An 18,698-nucleotide genomic window follows, 5' to 3' on the forward strand; every position below is an offset into this window, starting at 1 on the left:
AACAGATTATAGCAAAAAATAAGGAGAAAAGAAAAAGTAGCTGACTAAGGTAAATTTCCCCAAGTAATCGAAGTGATTGACATATTTGTATATACAGGTTAAATTATTTTTGTAAGATGTATATACAAGTATAGTTTTTATGAAAACGCTTAGACACATTAAAAGGGCGAACAAGTTTTCATCAACTGATAGTTAAGGGTATAGAGATATATGGCTTTTTTTATCAAGTGAAATGGAAACGGTTTCTAGGAGGGAACAGAATGAGCAAAATACGCGAAACAGCTGAACAAATCGTCGAAGCTCTCGGCGGTAAAGATAATATATCAGCAGCCACTCACTGTGTGACACGCCTTCGACTTGCTCTTAAAGACGAGGGGAAAGTAGACGAGAAGGCTTTAGAGAACATTGACCTTGTAAAAGGTTCTTTTTCTACAAACGGTCAATATCAAGTCGTGATTGGGCAAGGAACGGTTGATAAGGTATACAACGAGTTCATCGATATTACAGGTACAGGGCGGGCGTCAAAAGAAGATATCAAGGATGAGGCGAGTAAGAAGCTGAATCCGCTACAAAGAGCGATAAAAGCTTTAGCAGATATTTTTATCCCGATTCTTCCTGCAATCGTAACGGCAGGTCTATTGATGGGGATCAACAACATTCTGACTGGCCCCGACATTTTTTATGATAAGAAATCATTTATTGATGTTCATCAGAACTGGGCTGATCTAGCTGGAATGATCAACTTGATCGCGAATACGGCTTTCGTGTTCTTACCTGGTCTAATCGGTTGGTCAGCGGTTAAAAAGTTTGGTGGAAGTCCATTGCTTGGTATCGTTCTTGGACTGATGCTTGTCCATCCAGATCTTTTGAACGCATGGGATTATGGTAAAACAAAGGATATTCCAACGTGGAATCTGTTCGGTCTACCAATTGAAAAAGTAGGTTATCAAGGTCAAGTGTTACCGGTTCTAATCGCTTCTTACTTCTTAGCTAAAATAGAGCTATTCTTGAAAAAACGTATTCCAGATGCCTTGCAACTATTATTGGTAGCACCAATCACTCTATTAGTAACAGGATTTTTAGCGTTTATCGTTATCGGACCGATCACGTTTACGATCGGTAATAGCATTACGGACTTTTTCGTATCAATCTTTGATAACTTTGCATGGTTAGGCGGGTTGATCTATGGTGGTTTCTACTCCCTGCTCGTTGTTACAGGAATGCATCATACGTTCTTAGCAGTTGACCTGCAGCTTATTTCTAACACAGGTGGTACTTTTCTTTGGCCGATGCTTGCACTATCAAACATTGCACAAGGTTCTGCAGCACTTGCGATGTTTATGGCAACACGTGATGAAAAGCTTAAAGGGCTCGCTGGAACGTCAGCATTATCAGCATATCTTGGAATCACCGAGCCAGCGATGTTTGGAGTGAACTTACGCTTCCGTTATCCGTTCATCTTCGCGATGATTGGTTCTGCTATCGCTGGGATTGTCATTACAGTTGCCGGCGTTCGTGCGTCATCCATTGGAGTAGGCGGTATTCCAGGATTCCTTTCCATCTTGCCAGGAAGCTGGGGTTCATTCTTTATTGGAATGGGAATCGTACTCGTCGTACCGTTTGTATTAACATACCTTTATGCAAAAGTAAAAAAATCGAAGTAAGACAATTAAACAAAACGACCGGAATGGCAATATTCTTTTCCGGTTGTTTTCATTACTAAAATATATTTGGCGGTGAAAGTATGAAGAAGGAACCTTGGTGGAAACGCTCCGTTGTGTATCAGATTTATCCAAAGAGCTTTAATGATACGACTGGGAACGGAACAGGCGATATTGACGGAATCATTGAGAAGTTAGATTATCTAAAAGATTTAGGAGTAGACGTTTTATGGCTAACTCCAATCTATGACTCTCCTCAACGAGACAACGGATATGACATCCGGGACTATTACAAAATCTTTGAAGATTTTGGAACGATGGAAGACTTTGATCGTCTGCTTCAAGAGGCACACGAAAGAGATCTGAAGATCATTATGGATATCGTAGTGAACCATACAAGTACAGAGCATGAATGGTTTCAACAGTCACGACTGTCAAAAGATAATCCATATCGTGATTTTTATATTTGGAAAGATTCTGTCGAAGGTGAGGAGCCTTCAAATTGGGTTTCAAAATTTGGTGGATCCGCTTGGAAACGTGATGAGGAAACGGGTCAATACTACCTCCACTTATTTGATGTTACACAAGCTGATCTGAACTGGGAAAACACAGAAGTTCGTCAAAGAGTTTACGAGATGATGAACTATTGGTTTGAAAAAGGGGTAGATGGCTTCCGTTTAGATGTTATTAACCTGATTTCAAAAAACCAAGATTTCCCTACTGATGATGGCTCTATAGCACCAGGAGACGGACGGAAATTCTATACAGATGGACCGCGCGTGCACGAATTTATGCAAGAGATGAACAAGGAAGTGTTTTCAAAATATGATGTCCTCACAGTAGGTGAGATGTCATCCACAACGATCGACAATTGCATCAAGTATACGAATCCAGAGCGAAACGAATTAAGCATGACTTTCAATTTTCATCACTTAAAAGTCGATTATCCGAACGGTGAGAAATGGAGTATCGCTGATTTTGATTTTCAAAAATTAAAAGAAATTCTTTCAACTTGGCAAGTGGAGATGCATAAAGGTGGTGGATGGAACGCGTTATTTTGGTGTAACCACGACCAGCCGCGAATTGTATCACGTTACGGTGATGATGGGGAATACCGTGTACAATCCGCAAAAATGCTTGCAACTACGATTCATATGATGCAGGGCACACCTTATATTTATCAAGGCGAAGAGTTTGGGATGACAAACCCTAAGTTCACAAAGATTGATCAGTACCGTGATGTAGAGTCGTTAAACATGTTCAATTTATTGAAAGAAGAAGGATATACAGAAAAGGAAGTTCTAGAGATTCTAAAGCATAAATCACGTGATAATTCTCGTACACCTGTTCAATGGAATGATAGTGAAAATGCTGGTTTTACTACAGGGGAACCTTGGATACCAGTTGCGTCAAACTTTAAAGAAATTAATGCTGAGGCAGCCGTAAATGATGAAAATTCTATTTTCTATCATTATCAAAAGCTCAATAGACTGAGAAAAGAACTAGATGTCATCACATATGGCGATTATCAATTGATTCTTGAAGATCATCCTGAAATTTTCGCTTATATCCGAAACGCTGATAATGGGGAAAAACTTCTTGTCTTGAATAATTTTTATGGTAAGAGTACAGATTTCACATTGCCAAAATCCATCGATCTTACAGGTCTATCAGGAGAAGTATTAATTAGTAACTATGAAGAAACACCAGAAGATTTTTCTTCCTTCTCATTACGACCTTACGAATCTGTCGTTTTTCACTTAAAAAAATAATGCTACACTATGTATGGTGAATATGATGAGAAAAAATAAATTTCAAGAGATCTATCAAGAAATATCTACACAAATTCAAGAGGGTGTCATAAGAGCTAATACGCAGCTTCCATCCGAACATGATTTAGCAGACCAATACGAGACATCGAGAGAAACGGTAAGAAAGGCTCTAAACCTCCTATCGCAAAATGGTTTCATACAAAAAATTCGTGGTAGAGGATCGATCGTTCTAGAGACAAACAAATTTAGCTTTCCTGTTTCGGGTCTAGTAAGTTTTCAAGAGTTGTCAGAGTCTATGGGAAAGAACAGTGTAACGACTGTTCACGAATTTGGTTTGATCGAGCCGGATGAGTTTCTTCAACAGCAGCTCCAGACAGAACATGAAGAACTTACTTGGAAAGTGATTCGTTCCCGACAGCTTGACGGAGAGACGATCATTTTGGACAAAGATTATTTTTTAAAAAAGTACGTACCAAAACTCACTAGAGAAATTGCGGAACAATCTATCTACGCTTATTTAGAGAATGATTTAGGCTTGAAGATCAGTTTTGCAAAAAAAGAAATTGTCGTTGAAGATTGTACGGAAGAAGATAAAGAGTTGTTGGATCTTGATCATTTCAAACATATTGTTGTCGTTAAAAACTATGTGTATCTAGAAGATGCGAGCCTCTTTCAATACACAGAATCTCGTCACCGACTAGATCGTTTCCGATTTGTCGATTTTGCAAGACGGGGAAGATGAATATATGAAGCAGTAAAAAACACATGAAAACGCAGAGGAAATGAATAACCTCTGCGTTTTTTCATTTTCTATAATCCATTTGGACCATCACCGCTATTCCAATTGCTGCCTACTTCACCTTGCCTTACGCTAGGGTCGACACTATGGCTATGATTATCATTTCTTTTCTTTTTTCTGTAATCTATGATAAAAGCAAAAACTAAAATTAGGACGGTAAAAAGCAACAACCACCACATAACAAACTCCCCCTTTTAGAGTTTCTTTTTAAAATCTAATTTATATCTCCAACATAAGTAATTTCAGTGTCTTTCGACTGACTTTTCTCTTGAATCAGTGGAATAATCTCTCGGGGATAATAATTATATTCTGATAGCCAATCGATAGGGAGCCACTGGATTTCTAATTGAGTAGAATCTGGAGAAAGCGGCTGAAAGTGTTTTGGAACCTTCTCTAAGAAAGCTTCGAATATGTGCTCTACAATATGTATTCGGTCCTCATCTTTTTGATTCTCAACGTGATTTTTGCTAATAAACTCTCGAACCCATAACAATGGACCAACTTCTACCTGTACGCCAAGCTCTTCCAAGCATTCTCTGATCACTGCGTCAGATAAAGTTTCATTAAACTCCTGTCCTCCACCTGGTATAACATATTTCGCTTCATCTTCATTTCCTTTTTTTATCGTTAAAACATGATGATCATGAATGATCAATGCTTTTACCGAACTTCTAATCCTATTCATCTGATCAGCTTCCATAACGTTCTTTTCTTTAATTTACCATGTCTGTAATGTTGACAGCTTCTGTAAAGTTCGTTAGTATTATAACAGTTGCTAACACGCTTCAACGCGTAAAAGCGTTTAAGTAAATAAGTGTAAGAAGATGAACGGAGAGATTTACATGAAAAAAGAAATGAAATTACCGGTGGCTCTTGGATTGTTTACAATGATTTTTGCTGTAATGTTCACGAGTCTCGTGTATATAAAAGTTGAACCGCATATTCCATTGTTAGCCTGCCTGATTTTGTTGGGAGCAGTAGGAGTAGCTTTTGGAGCACAATGGAAGACGATAGAAAAAGGAATATATAATGGTATCATAGCTGGATTGCAGCCGATCATGATTCTTTTAACAGTTGGACTTGTTATAGCAAGCTGGATGTTAAGTGGAACAGTTCCTACATTATTATTTTACGGAATGGATATCATTCAGCCTGAATGGTTTGCAGTAAGTGCCCTTATCATTACTGTTATTGTTTCTTCTTTTACAGGAAGTTCTTTTACAACTGTTGGTACAGTAGGTGTGGCATTGATGGGCATCAGTCACGTGCTTGGAGTCAATCCAGCATTAGCTGCAGGAGCTATCGTCTCTGGAGCATGTTTCGGCGACAAAATGTCCCCATTGTCTGACTCAACAAACTTTGCACCAGGAGTCGTTGGCGTAAATATGTTTGAACACATTCGACACATGATGTGGACAACGGTTCCGGCATTCATCCTGACTGCTATTGCCTTTTTCGTACTTGGTGGAAGTGGAGGCAATGCGAATCTTCAAGAAATTAAAGAGATTCAGTCAGTGCTTTCAAGTGAGTTCCCAATTCATCTATTAACTCTAATTTCACCAGTTGTTGTACTCGTTTTGGCGTTTCGTAAACTGCCGATCATACCTATTCTTTTAGCTGGTGTAACGGTGTCAATCATCGTAGGTTTTTTCTTAGTACCAGACCTGACATTGCAAAAAGTTATTAATACTATGCAAAATGGTCTGCAAACTCAGACAGGGAATGAAACAGTAGATACCATCGTTAATAAAGGTGGATTGATGTCTATGATGTGGTCGATTTCACTTGTACTGATTGCATTAGGATTGGGTGGAGTCATCCAAGCGTTAGGGATGTTTGATCTATTGTTTGGAGCTATAAAAAACACAGCTCAAGAAGCGAGCAAGCTAATTGCAACTACCCTAGCATCTTCAATAGGAATCAATTTACTAGCAGGCGAAATGTACCTTTCCATCTTGTTACCTGGTCAGGCGTTGAAGGACGCATATATTAAATCTGGAGTTCCATTAAAGAACTTATCTAGAACGGTAGAAGATGGAGGTACACTTGTGAACCCACTCGTTCCTTGGAGCGTGAGTGGTGCATTCTTTGCATCAACACTAGGTGTATCGGTTATCGATTATATCCCATATGCATTATTCTTATGGCTGTCTCCAATGTTTACATTACTTCTTGCTTACACAGGTTGGAGTATCGGTCAAAAAAAAACGAATTCATTAGAAAATGATCATACAGCTGCATAATGATATAGAAAACATTTGAGAAGCATCTTTTTAGGATGCTTCTCTTTCTTTTGACAAATATAAGCTAAAATATTATCATTATCGATAACAATAATAAAAAAGGATGATTCTGTATCATGCAAAGCAAAGCAGATTTTATTTTGCATCCTGTTCGAATGAAGATTATACAACACCTCTCAAAAGGTCCGGCTACCGTAGTGGAACTAAAGAAATGGGTATCTGAAGTTCCTCAAGCCACACTATACAGACATTTAAATCTTCTTAGTAAGAATGAGATCATTTATGTGGTTAAAGAAAAAAAAATACGTGGTGCTATAGAGCGGACATATGCTATGAATCAAAACTCAACATATATAACCGCCGAAGAGGCAGCCAATTTGTCTAAAGAAGAGCATATGAAAATGTTTATGACGTTTGTATCCAGTGTAACTGGCGAAGTGGAAGCTTACTTTAACGGCAACACGGATCTTAAAACAGATATTTTCGGTTATAATCAGTTGGATCTTTATCTAAATGATGAAGAGTGGGAAGAACTGAGTCAGGGAATGCAAGAACTCATCGGCAAATATGTGCCAAACAGACCTTTAAAACATAAAAAGAAGGTTAAACTTGTTCAGATGTTAGTGCCTGAACCTAAGAAGAAAAGTTAAAAAGAGGAAACGCTGATATATTTAGCTGGATGCTTTATACTGTATGTATATCAAAAAAATCCCAAACATAAAAACCATTATCAATAATGATAACATTCATATTAAATTAAAGTTAGGTGATAGAACATGAACATGACCAAATTTTATCGAAATCTCTTTGAATTGAACGGCCATCCAGTTGTGGCACGTTCACTAAAAAAATTCGCACAATCTAAAGCAAGTAAACCTTTCATTCCTTCATTCGTGAAACTATATAAAATAAACATTAACGAAGCGACTCGTGAGCTTAAAGAATATCATTCTCTTCACGATGTTTTCATCCGTGATCTAAGACCAGATGCTCGCCCTGTTCCATCAGAAGCTCATGCATTTGTTAGTCCTTGTGACGCTGTGTTATCCGTGGTCGATCATCTTACAGAAGAGAGCCGTTTTACTGTAAAAGGACAAGAATATACGGTTGCTGAATTGTTAGGTTCTGAATCAGAAGCGAAGAAATACAGCGGGGGACAAGTATTTGTTTTTTATTTAAGTCCGACAGATTACCATCAAGTTCATGTTCCAGTTGATGCTGAAGTTGAGTCTGTTTACACACTAGGAAGAGAAGCTGCCCCAGTCAATGAACTTGGATTACGTCATGGACTTCGACCATTAACACGTAATTACAGATTAGTTACTGGAATGAATGCAAGTGGACAACCTCTTGCACATGTTATGGTAGGTGCTTTGAATGTAAATACGATTGAACGTACGAATCATGAGTCTGTTGTAAAAAGAGGAGATTCTTTTGGGTATTTCTCGTTTGGTTCTACTGTCGTTTTGTGTATTCCAAAAGGGGCTTTGAAGTTCACTGGGAAAAAAGGCAAGGTTAAGATGGGTGAGCTTCTTGGTGAATGGATTCCGAGAGAAGTTTAATTATCAAACTAAAAAGCTGTTTCAATTTACTTAGTAGCTCTAATAGTAGTTGATCTCCGCTCCAGGTTGCTCGCTTTCCATGGGGCGACCGGTGAGCCCTTGTCTAGTTGCAGTGACTAGCCCCTCGAGGTCAAAAGTTAAACGGTCAAGAAGGCAAAGTGCGCCTTCACAGCCCATTCAACTTTTGCTTGTCGGGGCTGAACGAGTCACTTCCACTTTTTCTGACTGCCGCTTTGCGCCCTTAAGGGTCTCACCTGTCTAGTTGCAGTGGCTAGCCCCTCGAGGTCAAAAGTTAAATGGTCATAAAGGCAAAAAGCGCCTTCCTAGCCCATTCACCTTTTGCTTGTCGGGGCTGAACGAGCCACTTCCACTTTTCGGTCTGACCGCTCGTCCCATAGGAGTCTCGCACCTTGCGCTACAATCAACTTGCATATGAAGAGAAAAACATAAAAACAACCTTTTGCTAAACCTCTAATTGATAACGGAACGGTTTTAGGATGAGTATATTGATTTAGTTAATAAAACATCACATAAGAAAAAGGATAAAACTTCTCGTCATGGCGAGTTAGTTTTATCCTTTTTCTGTTTCAAGTTATTGCCTCACATCAAGCTGCGAGTTCTTTTTTGTCTTCTTGAACTTCTTTTTTCAGGATACCAGCGATAAAAGCGGTAACGACTGAACCGATTAGAATCGCTAATACATATAGCAATGGATTTCCGTTCACGATTGGAATAACGAATGCTCCTCCATGTGGAGCTGGAAGTCCAATCCCGAATACCATAGATAACGCACCAGCTACAGCGGAACCTATAACAGCGGCAGGGATTACACGACCAGGATCGGCAGCAGCGAATGGGATAGCACCTTCTGTAATAAATGAAGCTCCCATAATGTAATTTGTTTTCCCAGCTTCTCGCTCTGCTTTTGTATATTTCTTTTTGAATAATGTTGTTGATAGTGCGAGACCTAGCGGTGGCACCATACCACCGGCCATAATGGCGGCATGTGGTGCGAAGTTACCTGCATCGATCATCGCAATACCGAATGTGAAAGCCGCTTTATTGATAGGTCCACCCATATCCACAGCCATCATTCCACCTAAAATTAAACCTAAGAATACAAGATTTCCAGTTCCCATCCCTTTTAACCACAACGTTAATGCGTCGTTCAATGCTTTCACGGGTTCAATCACAATGAACATCATGATCAGCCCGGTGAGAAGGATGCCGAATAAAGGATAAAGAAGAACAGGTTTGATCCCTTCTAGTGATTGAGGCAAGCTGCTAAACAACTTTTTTAATCCGAGAACTAAATATCCTGCTAAGAAACCAGCGATCAGTCCGCCAAGGAAACCAGCTCCGCCCGAAGCGGCCATAAATCCTCCGACCATACCTGGCGCAAATCCAGGCCGGTCCGCGATACTCATCGCAATAAAACCTGCTAAAACAGGAATCATAAGAGCAAACGCGTTACCGCCACCTATCGTGCTCAGCGCTTCAGCGATCGGATGATAAGAAGGATCTTTCGGATCAGCTGCATTAATCCCGAAAATAAACGAGATGGCAATTAGGATTCCTCCACCAACAACGAAGGGAAGCATGTTGGACACACCGCTCATCAAGTGTTTATAAAACCCAGATCTTCCTGGTGAAGCGGCTTTCTTTTCATCAACATTCGATGTTTCTCCGTCACTTTTATAAACGGGAGCGTCTTGATCTAACGCTTGCTGAATGAGCTGTTGAGGCTTTCGGATTCCTTGGGCTACTGGAACTTGAATCACGTGTTTGCCGTTAAAGCGTTCCATCTCAACTTGTTTATCTGCAGCGACTATAATCGCATGAGCTTCTTCAATATCCTCTTTCGTAAGAGCATTTTTAATTCCGCTCGAACCATTTGTTTCAACTTTTAAATGAACGTCTATTTCCTTCGCTTTTGCTTTTAGTGCATCAGCTGCCATGTACGTATGAGCAATGCCTGTTGGGCAAGCTGTAACGGCTAGTATTTTTTGCTTCGAAGAAGAAGAGGTAGGGTTTTCTTCTTTCTCCATCTCTTTTTCTTTTGTATCTATCGCATCTAAAATTTCGTTTTCCGTTGCTGCGGATTCAAGACTTTTTCTAAAGTTAGGGTCCATTAAAAAGCTAGAAAGTCTGGAAAGTGTCGCTAAATGATCGTTGTTAGCGCCTTCATAAGCGGCGATCATAAAGAAAAGATGTGCGTTCTGGCCATCCAAGGATTCATAATCGATGCCATCTGTTGAACGACCGAAAGCGATGGCAGGTTCGCTAACCGCATTCGTTTTTGCGTGTGGTATGGCTATTCCTTCACCGATTCCCGTCGTACTTTGGTTTTCTCTTGCTAATATAGCTTCTTTATATGCTTTTTTATCATTCAGTTTTCCAGCTGAATAGAGTTTTTCAATCAGTTCATCTATGACGTCTTCTTTTGATTGAGACTGTAAGTTTAGTAAGATTGTATCTCTAGTTAATACATCTGTAATTTTCATTTTTATTCCTCCTTATTACCGTATTTCTTCTATTACGATTTGTTTTCGTAAAGATTCTACTTGTTCTAATGTGCAGAGATCTTCTGAAAAAGCAGTAGCACTTCCTGCAGCAACTCCATATTGGAACGCGGTAGTGAAGTCGCGTTCTAGAGTAACTTGAGAAAGAAACCCGGCTACAACAGAATCACCAGCACCTACTGAATTTTTAACGGTTCCAACCGGTACGTTTGATAACAGAACGGTATCTTGGTTGAGAAAGATCGCTCCATCTCCAGCCATCGAAACGATGACATTCTGTACACCGGCTTCCAATAGCTTTTTGCCATAAAAAATAGCATCTTCTTTACTGTGAACGTTTGTTTGAAAAAGTTCCCCAAGTTCATGGTGGTTGGGTTTAATCAAGAATGGCTGATACTTTAAGGTCTTAAGAAGTGCTTCTCCAGCCGCATCAATGACAACATGAACTCCTTTGTCCTTACACCTCTTAGCAATATCGGCATAAAAATCATCTGAAATCGATGGAGGAATGCTTCCTGCAAGAAGAAGGAAATCACCTTTCTTCATTTTATTGATTTTTTGAAGTAAATCCTGTTGATTTTCTAAAGAGATTACAGGCCCGTGACCATTAATCTCCGTTTCTTTGTGAGATTTGAGCTTTACATTAATTCTTGTAACTTCTGAAACCTCTATAAAATCATGCTGAATGTTATCTTGTGTTAAAAAGTCTTTAATAAAAGAACCTGTAAAACCACCAGTGAAACCAAGTGCAGTACTTTCAATCCCAAGGTGTTTCAGAACTCGTGAAACGTTGATTCCTTTTCCTCCGGGATAAACAAAAGTATCTGACGTACGGTTTAACTGTCCTTCTTTAAAATCCTCCACTCGAGCTACATAATCAATGGACGGATTTAGTGTGCAAGTATAAATCATGATGTCACAACCTTTATTTCTGTCTTGTCTTGAAAATCATAGATGACGTCATCATCAATATCGTCCGTTATGATGATCGCCTCACTTAATTCTGCTACTTTTGAAAACGAAGTCTCATGAAACTTCGTATGATCAGCTAATATGAATGCTTTTTGTGAAAGAGAGATCGCTAATCCTTTTACTGCGGCTTCTTCCGGATCGGGTGTAGTGAAACCAGCTTCGATGTGAATGCCGTTCATTCCAAGGAACACCTTGTCGAAACGATAGGCACTTAAACTTTTTATCGCACTGCTTCCCACAAGTGCTTTCGTTTTAGATTTAACGAGCCCGCCTATTAAGTACGTTTTAATCTCGTGTTCACTTAACGCTTCAAGGTGGGAGATGGCATTCGTTACAACTGTGATCTCTTTATTCTTTAGATGAGGAATCATCCTTAGTGTTGTAGTGCCTGCATCGAGATAGATGCAATCTCCAGTCTCGACTAAATCACAAGCAAATTGTGCAATTTTTTCTTTTTCTAATGCGTTTCTCTCGGATTTTTCAAAAACGCTCAGTTCTTCGCTTTTTTGGTGAGTAAGTGATGCTCCACCATGTACGCGTTTTAACTTTTTTTCTCTCTGCAACTGACTTAGATCTCTGCGAATTGTTGATTCAGAGGACGCTGTTGCTTCTACGAGTTCTTGTATGGTAACAACTGACTTTTCGCCTAATACTTCAATAATCTTACGATGTCTTTCAGGTGTAAGCATCCTGACACCTCCAAATGTTCTCTATCTTTGACATCATTGTAACGTAAGCCCTTACATTTTTCAATCACAAACAACCAAAAATAATCAAAAACAATCATAACCAAAGTATTCCATTTCTTTTTGGTATAATGAGGGTACATAAGAAGCTGAAGGTTGTGAGAAGCGTGAGTAGTATTGAATTACATACAGATTATCCAAAAACGAGGGTTACTTTAGCAGAGGATCTTAGATCATTAGGATTGAGAAAAGGAATGACCGTTATCGTTCACTCTAGCTTGAAGTCACTAGGTTGGGTTGTAGGAGGACCTGTTGCAGTTGTACAAGCGTTAATGGACGTTATTACAGAAAAAGGAACATTGGTAATGCCTACACATACGGCTCATTATTCTGATCCGGCAGGATGGCTGAATCCACCGGTTCCAAAGGATTGGTGGCCGACAATCATAGAAGAGATGCCTGCGTTTGATCCAGCTGTAACACCGACATATTTTATGGGAGCGATTGTAGAAGCGTTTCGCACGTTTCCAGGTGTTCTAAGAAGCAATCATCCAACAGAATCTTTTGCCGCATGGGGGAAAAATAAAGAAACGATCATAAACGATCATTCAGTGGATTTTGGTTTAGGTGAACAGTCACCTCTTGGGAGAGTTTATGAACTTCAGGGTCATGTTCTTCTGCTAGGTGTGGGCTATGATTCGAATACCTCCATGCACTTAGCCGAACATCGCGTACCGTCACCGAGTACAGAACAAAATGCAGGACCACTATTTAGCGATGGAAAAAGAGTATGGAAGTCGTTCACTCAAATTTCTTACCGAGAAGAATTGTTCGAAGAGATTGGAGAGGTTTACGAGCAAAATAGTTATCCTGTCAGAAAAGGAAGAGTAGGGAAGGCTGATTGTCGATTGATTCCACAAAAAGAACTGGTGGATTTTACGGAGAAATGGCTATGTCAGTATGACCAAAGTAATAAACCGATTGAGCATGCTTAATGTTGTGAAAAGAAGGGTATGTTTAGTAGCAAATCTAATGAAATGAGGGAATTGCGATGAGGCGTTCCGTTCCAGCCACAATTATTTCATTCATAGTCGGTATCATTCAACTAATCTTAATTTTACGTTTTATTTTTCAACTGTTTAATGCAAATGAAGGAGCAGCTTTCACACAGCTCATATACGGACTGAGCCAACCGCTTCTTTTACCATTTGCAGCGATTTTCCCAAACATCGAACTAGCCAATGGATTTCTGATCGAATTGTCCACGATTGTTGCCATTATTGTGTATGGGGTAGTTGGCATGCTGCTGAAAAGGCTATTCTCAGTAAGAAAAGCAGATCACGTTCATCGTGAAACAGTTATTAGAGAAGAACCAGTTATCCGAGACGAAGCAACGACTAGAGAAAAGAGAATCATACGAGAAGAAAAAAGATAAAACTAAAAAAGCGTACACCGCTCGTTAGGTGTACGTATTTTTTATGTCACATTAATTAGAAGAAAAAAGAAGATGGGAAGTAGATCATCTTCTTTTTTGCTCGAGGATTGTTGCCCTTGAATTTTTTCTTCACTTCATTGCAAGTTGATTGGAGTGGAAGGTGCGAGACTCTTGGCTAGGACAGGTGGGCAGGTGAGACACTTAGTGGCGCAAAGCGGCAGTCCGAAAAGTGGAAGTGGCTCGTTCAGCCCCGACAAGCAAAAGTTGAACAGCTATGAAGGCGAACTTTGCCTTCTTGACTGTTTAACTTTTGACCTCGAGGGGCTAGTCACTGCAACTAGACAGGTGGCTCACCGTTCGCCCCGCGGAAAGCGAGCAACCTGGAGCGGAAATCAACTACATCCAATCTCAGCATCGAATGTGGTAAAAGCTATTAAAATTCTTATATATTATGCAATCGTAATAACTTCATATGTAGCAGATAGTTCTACAAAATGTGCCATTCCTGAAATTTCTCCAGCCGCAAGCTCATTTTCTACGTTATAGTGGTCAACACATGTCTTGCAGGCGAACACTTTAACGCCCTTATCTTCTATTTCTTTTAGATGTAACGAACATAAAGACTGCTCTGTGAGGCAATAAACACCACGATTCATGAAAAAAATCGCAGCTGGAAGATCAGATTGCTGTTTCAAAACAGTAAAATACGTTTCCATTACGTTTTCTCCAAGAGCAGGATCGTTACCAGTACCAAATGAATCAGTTGTTACAAGAATGATTTTGTTCTGCACGTCAAATCACGCCTCTCTCATATTCTTTTGGCGATAGCCAATATCTTTGTGTGAATTATAACACGCTTTGTTTAAACAAAGTCAGAGTTTGTTATGCTAGAAGGAGGAGGATGATGGTTATGAATGAATCACTTTTTAACGTTATCGAAAAAGAAGAAGGACGTCGAGCAACCTTTGAAGTCCTTGAATATAAGCAGTTACCTGTAACAAGTGCAGGTTCAAGTTCTTCGTACTACGCTAAAGAAACGGGAATATCGTTAAAACAAGTTCGGATCACATTGCGCCAAGGAGCGGTACAAGCTGAAGCGGGAGCATTGCAGTTTATGAAAGGTGATCTTGGATTGAAAAGCAATGCCGGTGGAGTTGGAGGGTTCATGAAGAAGATGGCTTCGAATATTTTAACGGAAGAATCCCTGTTCAAACCATTGTATGAAGGAACGGGAGAAATTTATTTAGAGCCGTCGTATGGTCACTATTTGTTGTTGAACTTAAATGATGAAGAAGTTGTTGCAGACCGCGGAATGTTTTATGCGGCAGAACCGTCTGTGCAATTGGGTGTAGCTAGACAAAAACTAACGTCTTCTATAAAAGGAGAGGACGGACTGTTTCAAACGAGATTAAGAGGCTCAGGATTTTGTGTGCTTCAGAGTCCAGTTCCGCTTCAACAGATCATGAAGATACAGCTTCATGATGAAAAACTGCAAGTGGATGGTAACTTTGCGCTCTTAAGAAAAGGAGATATCGATTTTTCTGTAAGACGAGCTTCCTCTTCTATCATCGGATCTGCGACAAGCGGTGAAGGTTACTTGCACGTTTTTGAAGGAACCGGCGAGGTGTGGATTGCGCCCACACTAGGAAGATAAAAGAAAAGCTGATAGAAAAGGATGAACATATCACCTTTTCTGTCAGCATTTTTTATAGGCATTAATATACATAAGAAAACGAAATGTTGCACCTACTCTTCAAACTGCCCGTTGTTCGTAACTACATTAGCAGTATTGTTGGCATTACTGTCTTTCTCAACACTATTATCACTTGAATTAGTCACAACTTGTATAGGTACAGTCGGATTCATAACTTCTCCGCCATTTTTGTTAACGGAAATGGTCAAGATGCCATTCGTATATTGTGCTTTAACATCTTCGTTTCGAAACATGAAAGGCAGTTGGACGAATCGCTCTGTTCGTTTCATTGCCTTTCTTTGTTGAAAGTGCCCCGTCCGTTTATTTTTTGTTGACCGTACTTCTTCGCGTTGTGCTTTAATCTGAAGTCCTTGATTGAGGATTTCAATCTGAAGGTCTTCAGGGTTATAGTCTTTTAGATTCGCGCGAATTTTGTAGTCATCCGTTGTCTCTTCTGTATCCACTTCAAACGACATCTGGTCTGCAAATTTCTCGAACTGATTGAGCCCTTTGTTGACGTATTGCTCAAAAGAATTTAGCCAGTCATCCATAGAACGGTTATTAAAAAAAGGCATCAATGGACCTTTGCCTAACATCTTTATACCCCCTAAGCATTGCCGGCATTATTCGAATCGAAAATATCAGGATCTAAAGTGTTTGTTGCGTTAACTACGTTTGTTGTTTGTATAAAATTCCCTGTGTTTCCTCCGCCAGAGCCGTTGTATCCTTTGCCTGTTGATTTGGGATTGATGACGAGTGTATCGCCAAAATTCACAACCCCTTCTGCCGCATTAATATTAATAGGAGCTACAATTAAACAGGGCACTTTTAGCACCTCCCTTTTTCTATAAAAATAACGATTGTGACGTCGTCCTTTACAGATAAGTTATGTAGGTAGAAGCCTAAAGGTGAATGGAAGCGTTTAGGCACAAAAGATTGGGCGGATGCATAACATGTGAGAAGTACTTGAAAGTGGGGATGAACGTATATGCCAGCAATTGTGGGATCTGTATCGGTAAACTCCGTATCGAGCGGCAGCGTTTTTCATGTGGGAGACGTCCAGACCATATGTCCAGTCAGTTATGCAAAAACGTATGCAGGAGCAGGATCTTTCAATACTGGGGATAATCTACGTCTGGAGAACGGTTATAATGTTACATTTACACAAGACCCTGATGTAAATGACAGCAATGCGGCAGCAAATTTTTAAACAACAAGCAAATTCCTTAGATAGAAGGCATACATCTAACTAAGGAGCTGATTGTATGAATGAAGAGAGCAACTATTACTTGAGCAAGCTTCAACAGATGATCCTCGATCAGAATGATAAGATTAGAGACTTGGAAGACCAGATAAAAGCATTAAAGAAAAAAGTGAGCGATCTATCCTCTCAACCTCAAAATGTAGAATATAAGTTTGATCAGTTAAAGATAGAAAAACTGGAAGGCACCCTGCACATCGGACTTGGGTCTTCTAATGATAGCAAAGACTTGATCGAACAGTTCAATATTGGTCAGAATACCCTTCAGATGCCTGGAAAGATGGAAAGAAGTACGATTGAAAATCCAAACTATAGAGAGATGATTCAAGTGATGGATGGTTTTTTTGAGAAAGAAGCTCCTGTCTATTTAAAATCACTTGAAAGTAAAATGAACGTTCCTTTAGATGAACCTTATCGAATCTTCATATTAGAAGATGTTCAGCGACAAGTACCAGGGCGGATCAAGCACTATCTAACAAAATATGAACCAAAAGACGAGCGAGGCAGAAGAGATATCATTCAAAAAACAAAAGAGGACATCTATCGTGGTATTGAAACGTTTATCGTACATTTACGAGATTCTAAGTCTACTGGAGGGGATGAGAATGAAATTTTGCGTAACCAATCATGAGTTGTTTGTAGGAGAGATTCATATCATCGGTGTGGGGTTATCGTCAGTCGTATTAGTCGGAGACACAGATTGTATCAGTTTAGGGTCTGCATTCGACACACCTCCGGAATCTTTAGTCTTAGGTACATCACTTGTTCCACTATAGGGGTGTATGATGTATCGAACATCTGTCGTTGACTGTATCGTCTTGAATTCTCTTGCTAACTCAGGTGTTTTGCAAACAGGAGATACTGACAAGATCAATAGCTTTTCTGCAGCGCTAGCTATTCAGAGAGAAAGTACAAAGTTTGGAACGTTCAATGTTCCGTACAGCAAATACAAAGTTTTTTCACAGCCGGTATTAGTTCCGGTTTGCCCGGTTTATAAGGTAAAGCAAACGTATCATGCGAACCCATATATTAGAGTTGGGAAAATAGATATTCTTGGGGTGTCCAGTTCATCAATCCTTCATATTGGATCGGTTAATGATATAAAGCTTCAATCTCGTGTTAAGCATGTTCGTAATTTCTTAACGAATCCTAATCCGGAAAGTGAGGAGGAGGAAACATGAACCTTTTTGTTAGTCAGACGATCGTTATTCAACAGATAAGAGTAGATGGTATACAAAACTCATCTGTGCTCCAAATAGGAAGCGCGGGGGTTATACAGCCAATATCGCAATTATTTAACACAGGCGGTTTTACAGGTCCTGCCCCTCAGATTCCGGATCCGGATACTGCTCCTTCTGTTCCTTTAGGGCCGCCTTCATAAGAGGTGATTGAATTGGACACTTGGAAACAAATGATGGACTGGAAAAGGATGGCCGAAGAATATTTTGGTGATCAGTTCTTTACACCGAATCAAAATCAAAGATCGACTAATAATCAAAATAATGAGAGTCCTCTTTGCAACATCTATGACACACCACAGGAAATTTGCTGTGTATTAGCGCTTCCCGGTTTAAATCGCACAGAGGATGTTGAAGTAATGGTCGATCCGTTCAAGCTGACTGTACAAGGAAAGTTATCACTAACGTTAGATTCCTACCACTTAAGTTCAGAGGAATTTCAACTCGGAGCATTTAATCGAGAGATCCACTTACCAGAAAAAGTTCTTCAAGAGCCTGTTCAGGCCTTTTATCGGAAAGGGTTATTATTCATTCGCTTATTAAAAGATACAAGACCTGGAGCGAATCAGCGAAAGGTAAATCTAAACTGGGTGCAAGAATAGCGAGCGTGTTCTTGACGGCCGGATATGAACTACCTTACAATATAGGAAAACAACGGAAGGAACAGGTGTATACGTCCAATGCGCAATTAATCTGATTTTAGCCATTTACTTGAATAAAAAAAGTAGAACGCTAGATAGGATTTCTCTGCCCATTTTTAGGACTTCAATACAGGCCTGTTTTTTTGTTGCAAAAAAACGTGTTTTTGCGTGTTTTTTTGTGATACGTACTTTGGCTTGGGCAGACCTCTCTAG

At 39.7% G+C, this 18,698-nt stretch carries 23 protein-coding genes; 15 read left to right on the plus strand and 8 right to left on the minus strand.

The window, feature by feature from the left end; translation table 11 throughout:
- Positions 1-260 precede the first annotated feature (260 nt).
- The 3 genes from treP (at position 261) to treR (ending at position 4,175) form a co-directional block, all read left to right on the plus strand.
- A complete protein-coding gene (treP, locus tag ACOZ9X_RS16280; RefSeq protein ID WP_423419122.1) occupies positions 261-1,664 on the plus strand; it encodes a PTS system trehalose-specific EIIBC component in 1,404 nt (467 codons plus the stop codon).
- An 80-nt stretch (positions 1,665-1,744) separates the two neighbouring features.
- Positions 1,745-3,433, plus strand: a complete 1,689-nt coding sequence (gene treC, locus ACOZ9X_RS16285; protein ID WP_423419123.1) for an alpha,alpha-phosphotrehalase — start codon at positions 1,745-1,747, stop codon at positions 3,431-3,433.
- Between the two features lie 25 nt (positions 3,434-3,458).
- Positions 3,459-4,175 (plus strand): trehalose operon repressor, encoded by a 717-nt coding sequence (treR, locus tag ACOZ9X_RS16290; protein ID WP_423419124.1) that lies wholly within the window; start codon positions 3,459-3,461, stop codon positions 4,173-4,175.
- Between the two features lie 68 nt (positions 4,176-4,243).
- Here the strand turns inward: treR and ACOZ9X_RS16295 are convergent, their stop codons facing one another.
- Both ACOZ9X_RS16295 and ACOZ9X_RS16300 read right to left on the minus strand, forming a co-directional pair.
- Complete coding sequence (locus tag ACOZ9X_RS16295) at positions 4,244-4,411, minus strand: hypothetical protein (protein ID WP_423419125.1); 168 nt, start codon at positions 4,409-4,411, stop codon at positions 4,244-4,246.
- A 35-nt stretch (positions 4,412-4,446) separates the two neighbouring features.
- Complete coding sequence (locus ACOZ9X_RS16300; RefSeq protein WP_423419126.1) at positions 4,447-4,917, minus strand: NUDIX domain-containing protein; 471 nt, start codon at positions 4,915-4,917, stop codon at positions 4,447-4,449.
- Positions 4,918-5,074: 157 nt separating this feature from the next.
- Here ACOZ9X_RS16300 and nhaC point away from each other — a divergent pair, with 157 nt between their 5' ends.
- The 3 genes from nhaC (at position 5,075) to ACOZ9X_RS16315 (ending at position 8,037) form a co-directional block, all read left to right on the plus strand.
- The gene (gene nhaC, locus ACOZ9X_RS16305) at positions 5,075-6,475 is read left to right on the plus strand and encodes a Na+/H+ antiporter NhaC (protein WP_423419127.1); all 1,401 of its coding nucleotides are present in this window, start codon (positions 5,075-5,077) and stop codon (positions 6,473-6,475) included.
- Positions 6,476-6,591: 116 nt separating this feature from the next.
- A complete protein-coding gene (locus ACOZ9X_RS16310; protein ID WP_423419128.1) occupies positions 6,592-7,125 on the plus strand; it encodes a helix-turn-helix domain-containing protein in 534 nt (177 codons plus the stop codon).
- 126 nt (positions 7,126-7,251) lie between these two features.
- Positions 7,252-8,037 (plus strand): phosphatidylserine decarboxylase, encoded by a 786-nt coding sequence (locus ACOZ9X_RS16315; protein WP_423419129.1) that lies wholly within the window; start codon positions 7,252-7,254, stop codon positions 8,035-8,037.
- A 605-nt stretch (positions 8,038-8,642) separates the two neighbouring features.
- Here the strand turns inward: ACOZ9X_RS16315 and ACOZ9X_RS16320 are convergent.
- The 3 genes from ACOZ9X_RS16320 to ACOZ9X_RS16330 are packed head-to-tail and all read right to left on the minus strand — an operon-like array spanning position 8,643 to position 12,220.
- Complete coding sequence (locus tag ACOZ9X_RS16320; protein WP_423419130.1) at positions 8,643-10,541, minus strand: PTS fructose transporter subunit IIABC; 1,899 nt, start codon at positions 10,539-10,541, stop codon at positions 8,643-8,645.
- A gap of 15 nt (positions 10,542-10,556) precedes the next feature.
- Positions 10,557-11,471 carry a 1-phosphofructokinase gene (gene pfkB, locus ACOZ9X_RS16325; protein ID WP_423419131.1) on the minus strand — a complete coding sequence of 305 codons (915 nt, stop codon included), beginning with the start codon at positions 11,469-11,471 and terminating at the stop codon, positions 10,557-10,559.
- On the minus strand, positions 11,468-12,220 hold the full coding sequence (locus ACOZ9X_RS16330; protein WP_423419132.1) for a DeoR/GlpR family DNA-binding transcription regulator: 753 nt from the start codon (positions 12,218-12,220) through the stop codon (positions 11,468-11,470). Before ACOZ9X_RS16330 ends, pfkB begins: the two co-directional genes overlap by 4 nt.
- Before the next feature lie 128 nt (positions 12,221-12,348).
- Here ACOZ9X_RS16330 and ACOZ9X_RS16335 point away from each other — a divergent pair, with 128 nt between their 5' ends.
- Together ACOZ9X_RS16335 and ACOZ9X_RS16340 are read left to right on the plus strand one after the other, a co-directional pair.
- On the plus strand, positions 12,349-13,212 hold the full coding sequence (locus ACOZ9X_RS16335; RefSeq protein ID WP_423419133.1) for an aminoglycoside N(3)-acetyltransferase: 864 nt from the start codon (positions 12,349-12,351) through the stop codon (positions 13,210-13,212).
- Between the two features lie 56 nt (positions 13,213-13,268).
- On the plus strand, positions 13,269-13,652 hold the full coding sequence (locus ACOZ9X_RS16340; protein ID WP_423419134.1) for a YggT family protein: 384 nt from the start codon (positions 13,269-13,271) through the stop codon (positions 13,650-13,652).
- Between the two features lie 449 nt (positions 13,653-14,101).
- Here the strand turns inward: ACOZ9X_RS16340 and ACOZ9X_RS16345 are convergent, their stop codons facing one another.
- On the minus strand, positions 14,102-14,443 hold the full coding sequence (locus ACOZ9X_RS16345; protein WP_137791536.1) for a DsrE family protein: 342 nt from the start codon (positions 14,441-14,443) through the stop codon (positions 14,102-14,104).
- A 119-nt stretch (positions 14,444-14,562) separates the two neighbouring features.
- Here ACOZ9X_RS16345 and ACOZ9X_RS16350 point away from each other — a divergent pair, with 119 nt between their 5' ends.
- Positions 14,563-15,306, plus strand: a complete 744-nt coding sequence (locus ACOZ9X_RS16350; RefSeq protein WP_423419135.1) for an AIM24 family protein — start codon at positions 14,563-14,565, stop codon at positions 15,304-15,306.
- Positions 15,307-15,398: 92 nt separating this feature from the next.
- Here ACOZ9X_RS16350 and ACOZ9X_RS16355 read toward each other — a convergent pair whose 3' ends face one another.
- Both ACOZ9X_RS16355 and ACOZ9X_RS16360 read right to left on the minus strand, forming a co-directional pair.
- Complete coding sequence (locus ACOZ9X_RS16355; RefSeq protein WP_423419136.1) at positions 15,399-15,941, minus strand: Hsp20/alpha crystallin family protein; 543 nt, start codon at positions 15,939-15,941, stop codon at positions 15,399-15,401.
- Positions 15,942-15,952: 11 nt separating this feature from the next.
- Complete coding sequence (locus ACOZ9X_RS16360; RefSeq protein WP_066391061.1) at positions 15,953-16,171, minus strand: spore germination protein; 219 nt, start codon at positions 16,169-16,171, stop codon at positions 15,953-15,955.
- Positions 16,172-16,333: 162 nt separating this feature from the next.
- Between ACOZ9X_RS16360 and ACOZ9X_RS16365 the strand changes: the two genes are divergently transcribed.
- Genes ACOZ9X_RS16365 through ACOZ9X_RS16390 form a run of 6 tightly spaced genes read left to right on the plus strand, consistent with a single transcriptional unit; the run spans position 16,334 to position 18,446 of the window.
- Complete coding sequence (locus ACOZ9X_RS16365; protein WP_197191837.1) at positions 16,334-16,555, plus strand: spore germination protein; 222 nt, start codon at positions 16,334-16,336, stop codon at positions 16,553-16,555.
- Between the two features lie 55 nt (positions 16,556-16,610).
- The gene (gerPC, locus tag ACOZ9X_RS16370) at positions 16,611-17,237 is read left to right on the plus strand and encodes a spore germination protein GerPC (RefSeq protein ID WP_423419137.1); all 627 of its coding nucleotides are present in this window, start codon (positions 16,611-16,613) and stop codon (positions 17,235-17,237) included.
- Complete coding sequence (locus ACOZ9X_RS16375; protein ID WP_423419138.1) at positions 17,212-17,382, plus strand: spore gernimation protein GerPD; 171 nt, start codon at positions 17,212-17,214, stop codon at positions 17,380-17,382. Before gerPC ends, ACOZ9X_RS16375 begins: the two co-directional genes overlap by 26 nt.
- A 9-nt stretch (positions 17,383-17,391) precedes the next feature.
- A complete protein-coding gene (locus ACOZ9X_RS16380) occupies positions 17,392-17,787 on the plus strand; it encodes a spore germination protein GerPE (protein ID WP_423419139.1) in 396 nt (131 codons plus the stop codon).
- Entirely contained in the window at positions 17,784-17,987 is a 204-nt protein-coding gene (locus ACOZ9X_RS16385) for a spore germination protein GerPB (protein ID WP_066391066.1), read from the plus strand. The genes ACOZ9X_RS16380 and ACOZ9X_RS16385 overlap by 4 nt, the downstream gene beginning before the upstream one ends.
- Positions 17,988-17,999: 12 nt before the next feature.
- Positions 18,000-18,446: an Hsp20/alpha crystallin family protein gene (locus ACOZ9X_RS16390; protein ID WP_423419140.1), complete on the plus strand. Its 447-nt coding sequence runs from the start codon at positions 18,000-18,002 to the stop codon at positions 18,444-18,446.
- Positions 18,447-18,698 lie beyond the last annotated feature (252 nt).

This window comes from Fictibacillus nanhaiensis (assembly GCF_049537595.1).
Lineage (GTDB): Bacteria > Bacillota > Bacilli > Bacillales > Fictibacillaceae > Fictibacillus > Fictibacillus nanhaiensis_F.

Coding starts and splice junctions, on each gene's coding strand:
- treP (WP_423419122.1), top strand. CDS start 261: ATGAGCAAAATACGCGAAACAGCTGAACAAATCGTCGAAGCTCTCGGC.
- treC (WP_423419123.1), top strand. CDS start 1,745: ATGAAGAAGGAACCTTGGTGGAAACGCTCCGTTGTGTATCAGATTTAT.
- treR (WP_423419124.1), top strand. CDS start 3,459: ATGAGAAAAAATAAATTTCAAGAGATCTATCAAGAAATATCTACACAA.
- ACOZ9X_RS16295 (WP_423419125.1), bottom strand. CDS start 4,411: ATGTGGTGGTTGTTGCTTTTTACCGTCCTAATTTTAGTTTTTGCTTTT.
- ACOZ9X_RS16300 (WP_423419126.1), bottom strand. CDS start 4,917: ATGAATAGGATTAGAAGTTCGGTAAAAGCATTGATCATTCATGATCAT.
- nhaC (WP_423419127.1), top strand. CDS start 5,075: ATGAAAAAAGAAATGAAATTACCGGTGGCTCTTGGATTGTTTACAATG.
- ACOZ9X_RS16310 (WP_423419128.1), top strand. CDS start 6,592: ATGCAAAGCAAAGCAGATTTTATTTTGCATCCTGTTCGAATGAAGATT.
- ACOZ9X_RS16315 (WP_423419129.1), top strand. CDS start 7,252: ATGAACATGACCAAATTTTATCGAAATCTCTTTGAATTGAACGGCCAT.
- ACOZ9X_RS16320 (WP_423419130.1), bottom strand. CDS start 10,541: ATGAAAATTACAGATGTATTAACTAGAGATACAATCTTACTAAACTTA.
- pfkB (WP_423419131.1), bottom strand. CDS start 11,471: ATGATTTATACTTGCACACTAAATCCGTCCATTGATTATGTAGCTCGA.
- ACOZ9X_RS16330 (WP_423419132.1), bottom strand. CDS start 12,220: ATGCTTACACCTGAAAGACATCGTAAGATTATTGAAGTATTAGGCGAA.
- ACOZ9X_RS16335 (WP_423419133.1), top strand. CDS start 12,349: ATGAGGGTACATAAGAAGCTGAAGGTTGTGAGAAGCGTGAGTAGTATT.
- ACOZ9X_RS16340 (WP_423419134.1), top strand. CDS start 13,269: ATGAGGCGTTCCGTTCCAGCCACAATTATTTCATTCATAGTCGGTATC.
- ACOZ9X_RS16350 (WP_423419135.1), top strand. CDS start 14,563: ATGAATGAATCACTTTTTAACGTTATCGAAAAAGAAGAAGGACGTCGA.
- ACOZ9X_RS16355 (WP_423419136.1), bottom strand. CDS start 15,941: ATGTTAGGCAAAGGTCCATTGATGCCTTTTTTTAATAACCGTTCTATG.
- ACOZ9X_RS16365 (WP_197191837.1), top strand. CDS start 16,334: ATGCCAGCAATTGTGGGATCTGTATCGGTAAACTCCGTATCGAGCGGC.
- gerPC (WP_423419137.1), top strand. CDS start 16,611: ATGAATGAAGAGAGCAACTATTACTTGAGCAAGCTTCAACAGATGATC.
- ACOZ9X_RS16375 (WP_423419138.1), top strand. CDS start 17,212: ATGAAATTTTGCGTAACCAATCATGAGTTGTTTGTAGGAGAGATTCAT.
- ACOZ9X_RS16380 (WP_423419139.1), top strand. CDS start 17,392: ATGTATCGAACATCTGTCGTTGACTGTATCGTCTTGAATTCTCTTGCT.
- ACOZ9X_RS16385 (WP_066391066.1), top strand. CDS start 17,784: ATGAACCTTTTTGTTAGTCAGACGATCGTTATTCAACAGATAAGAGTA.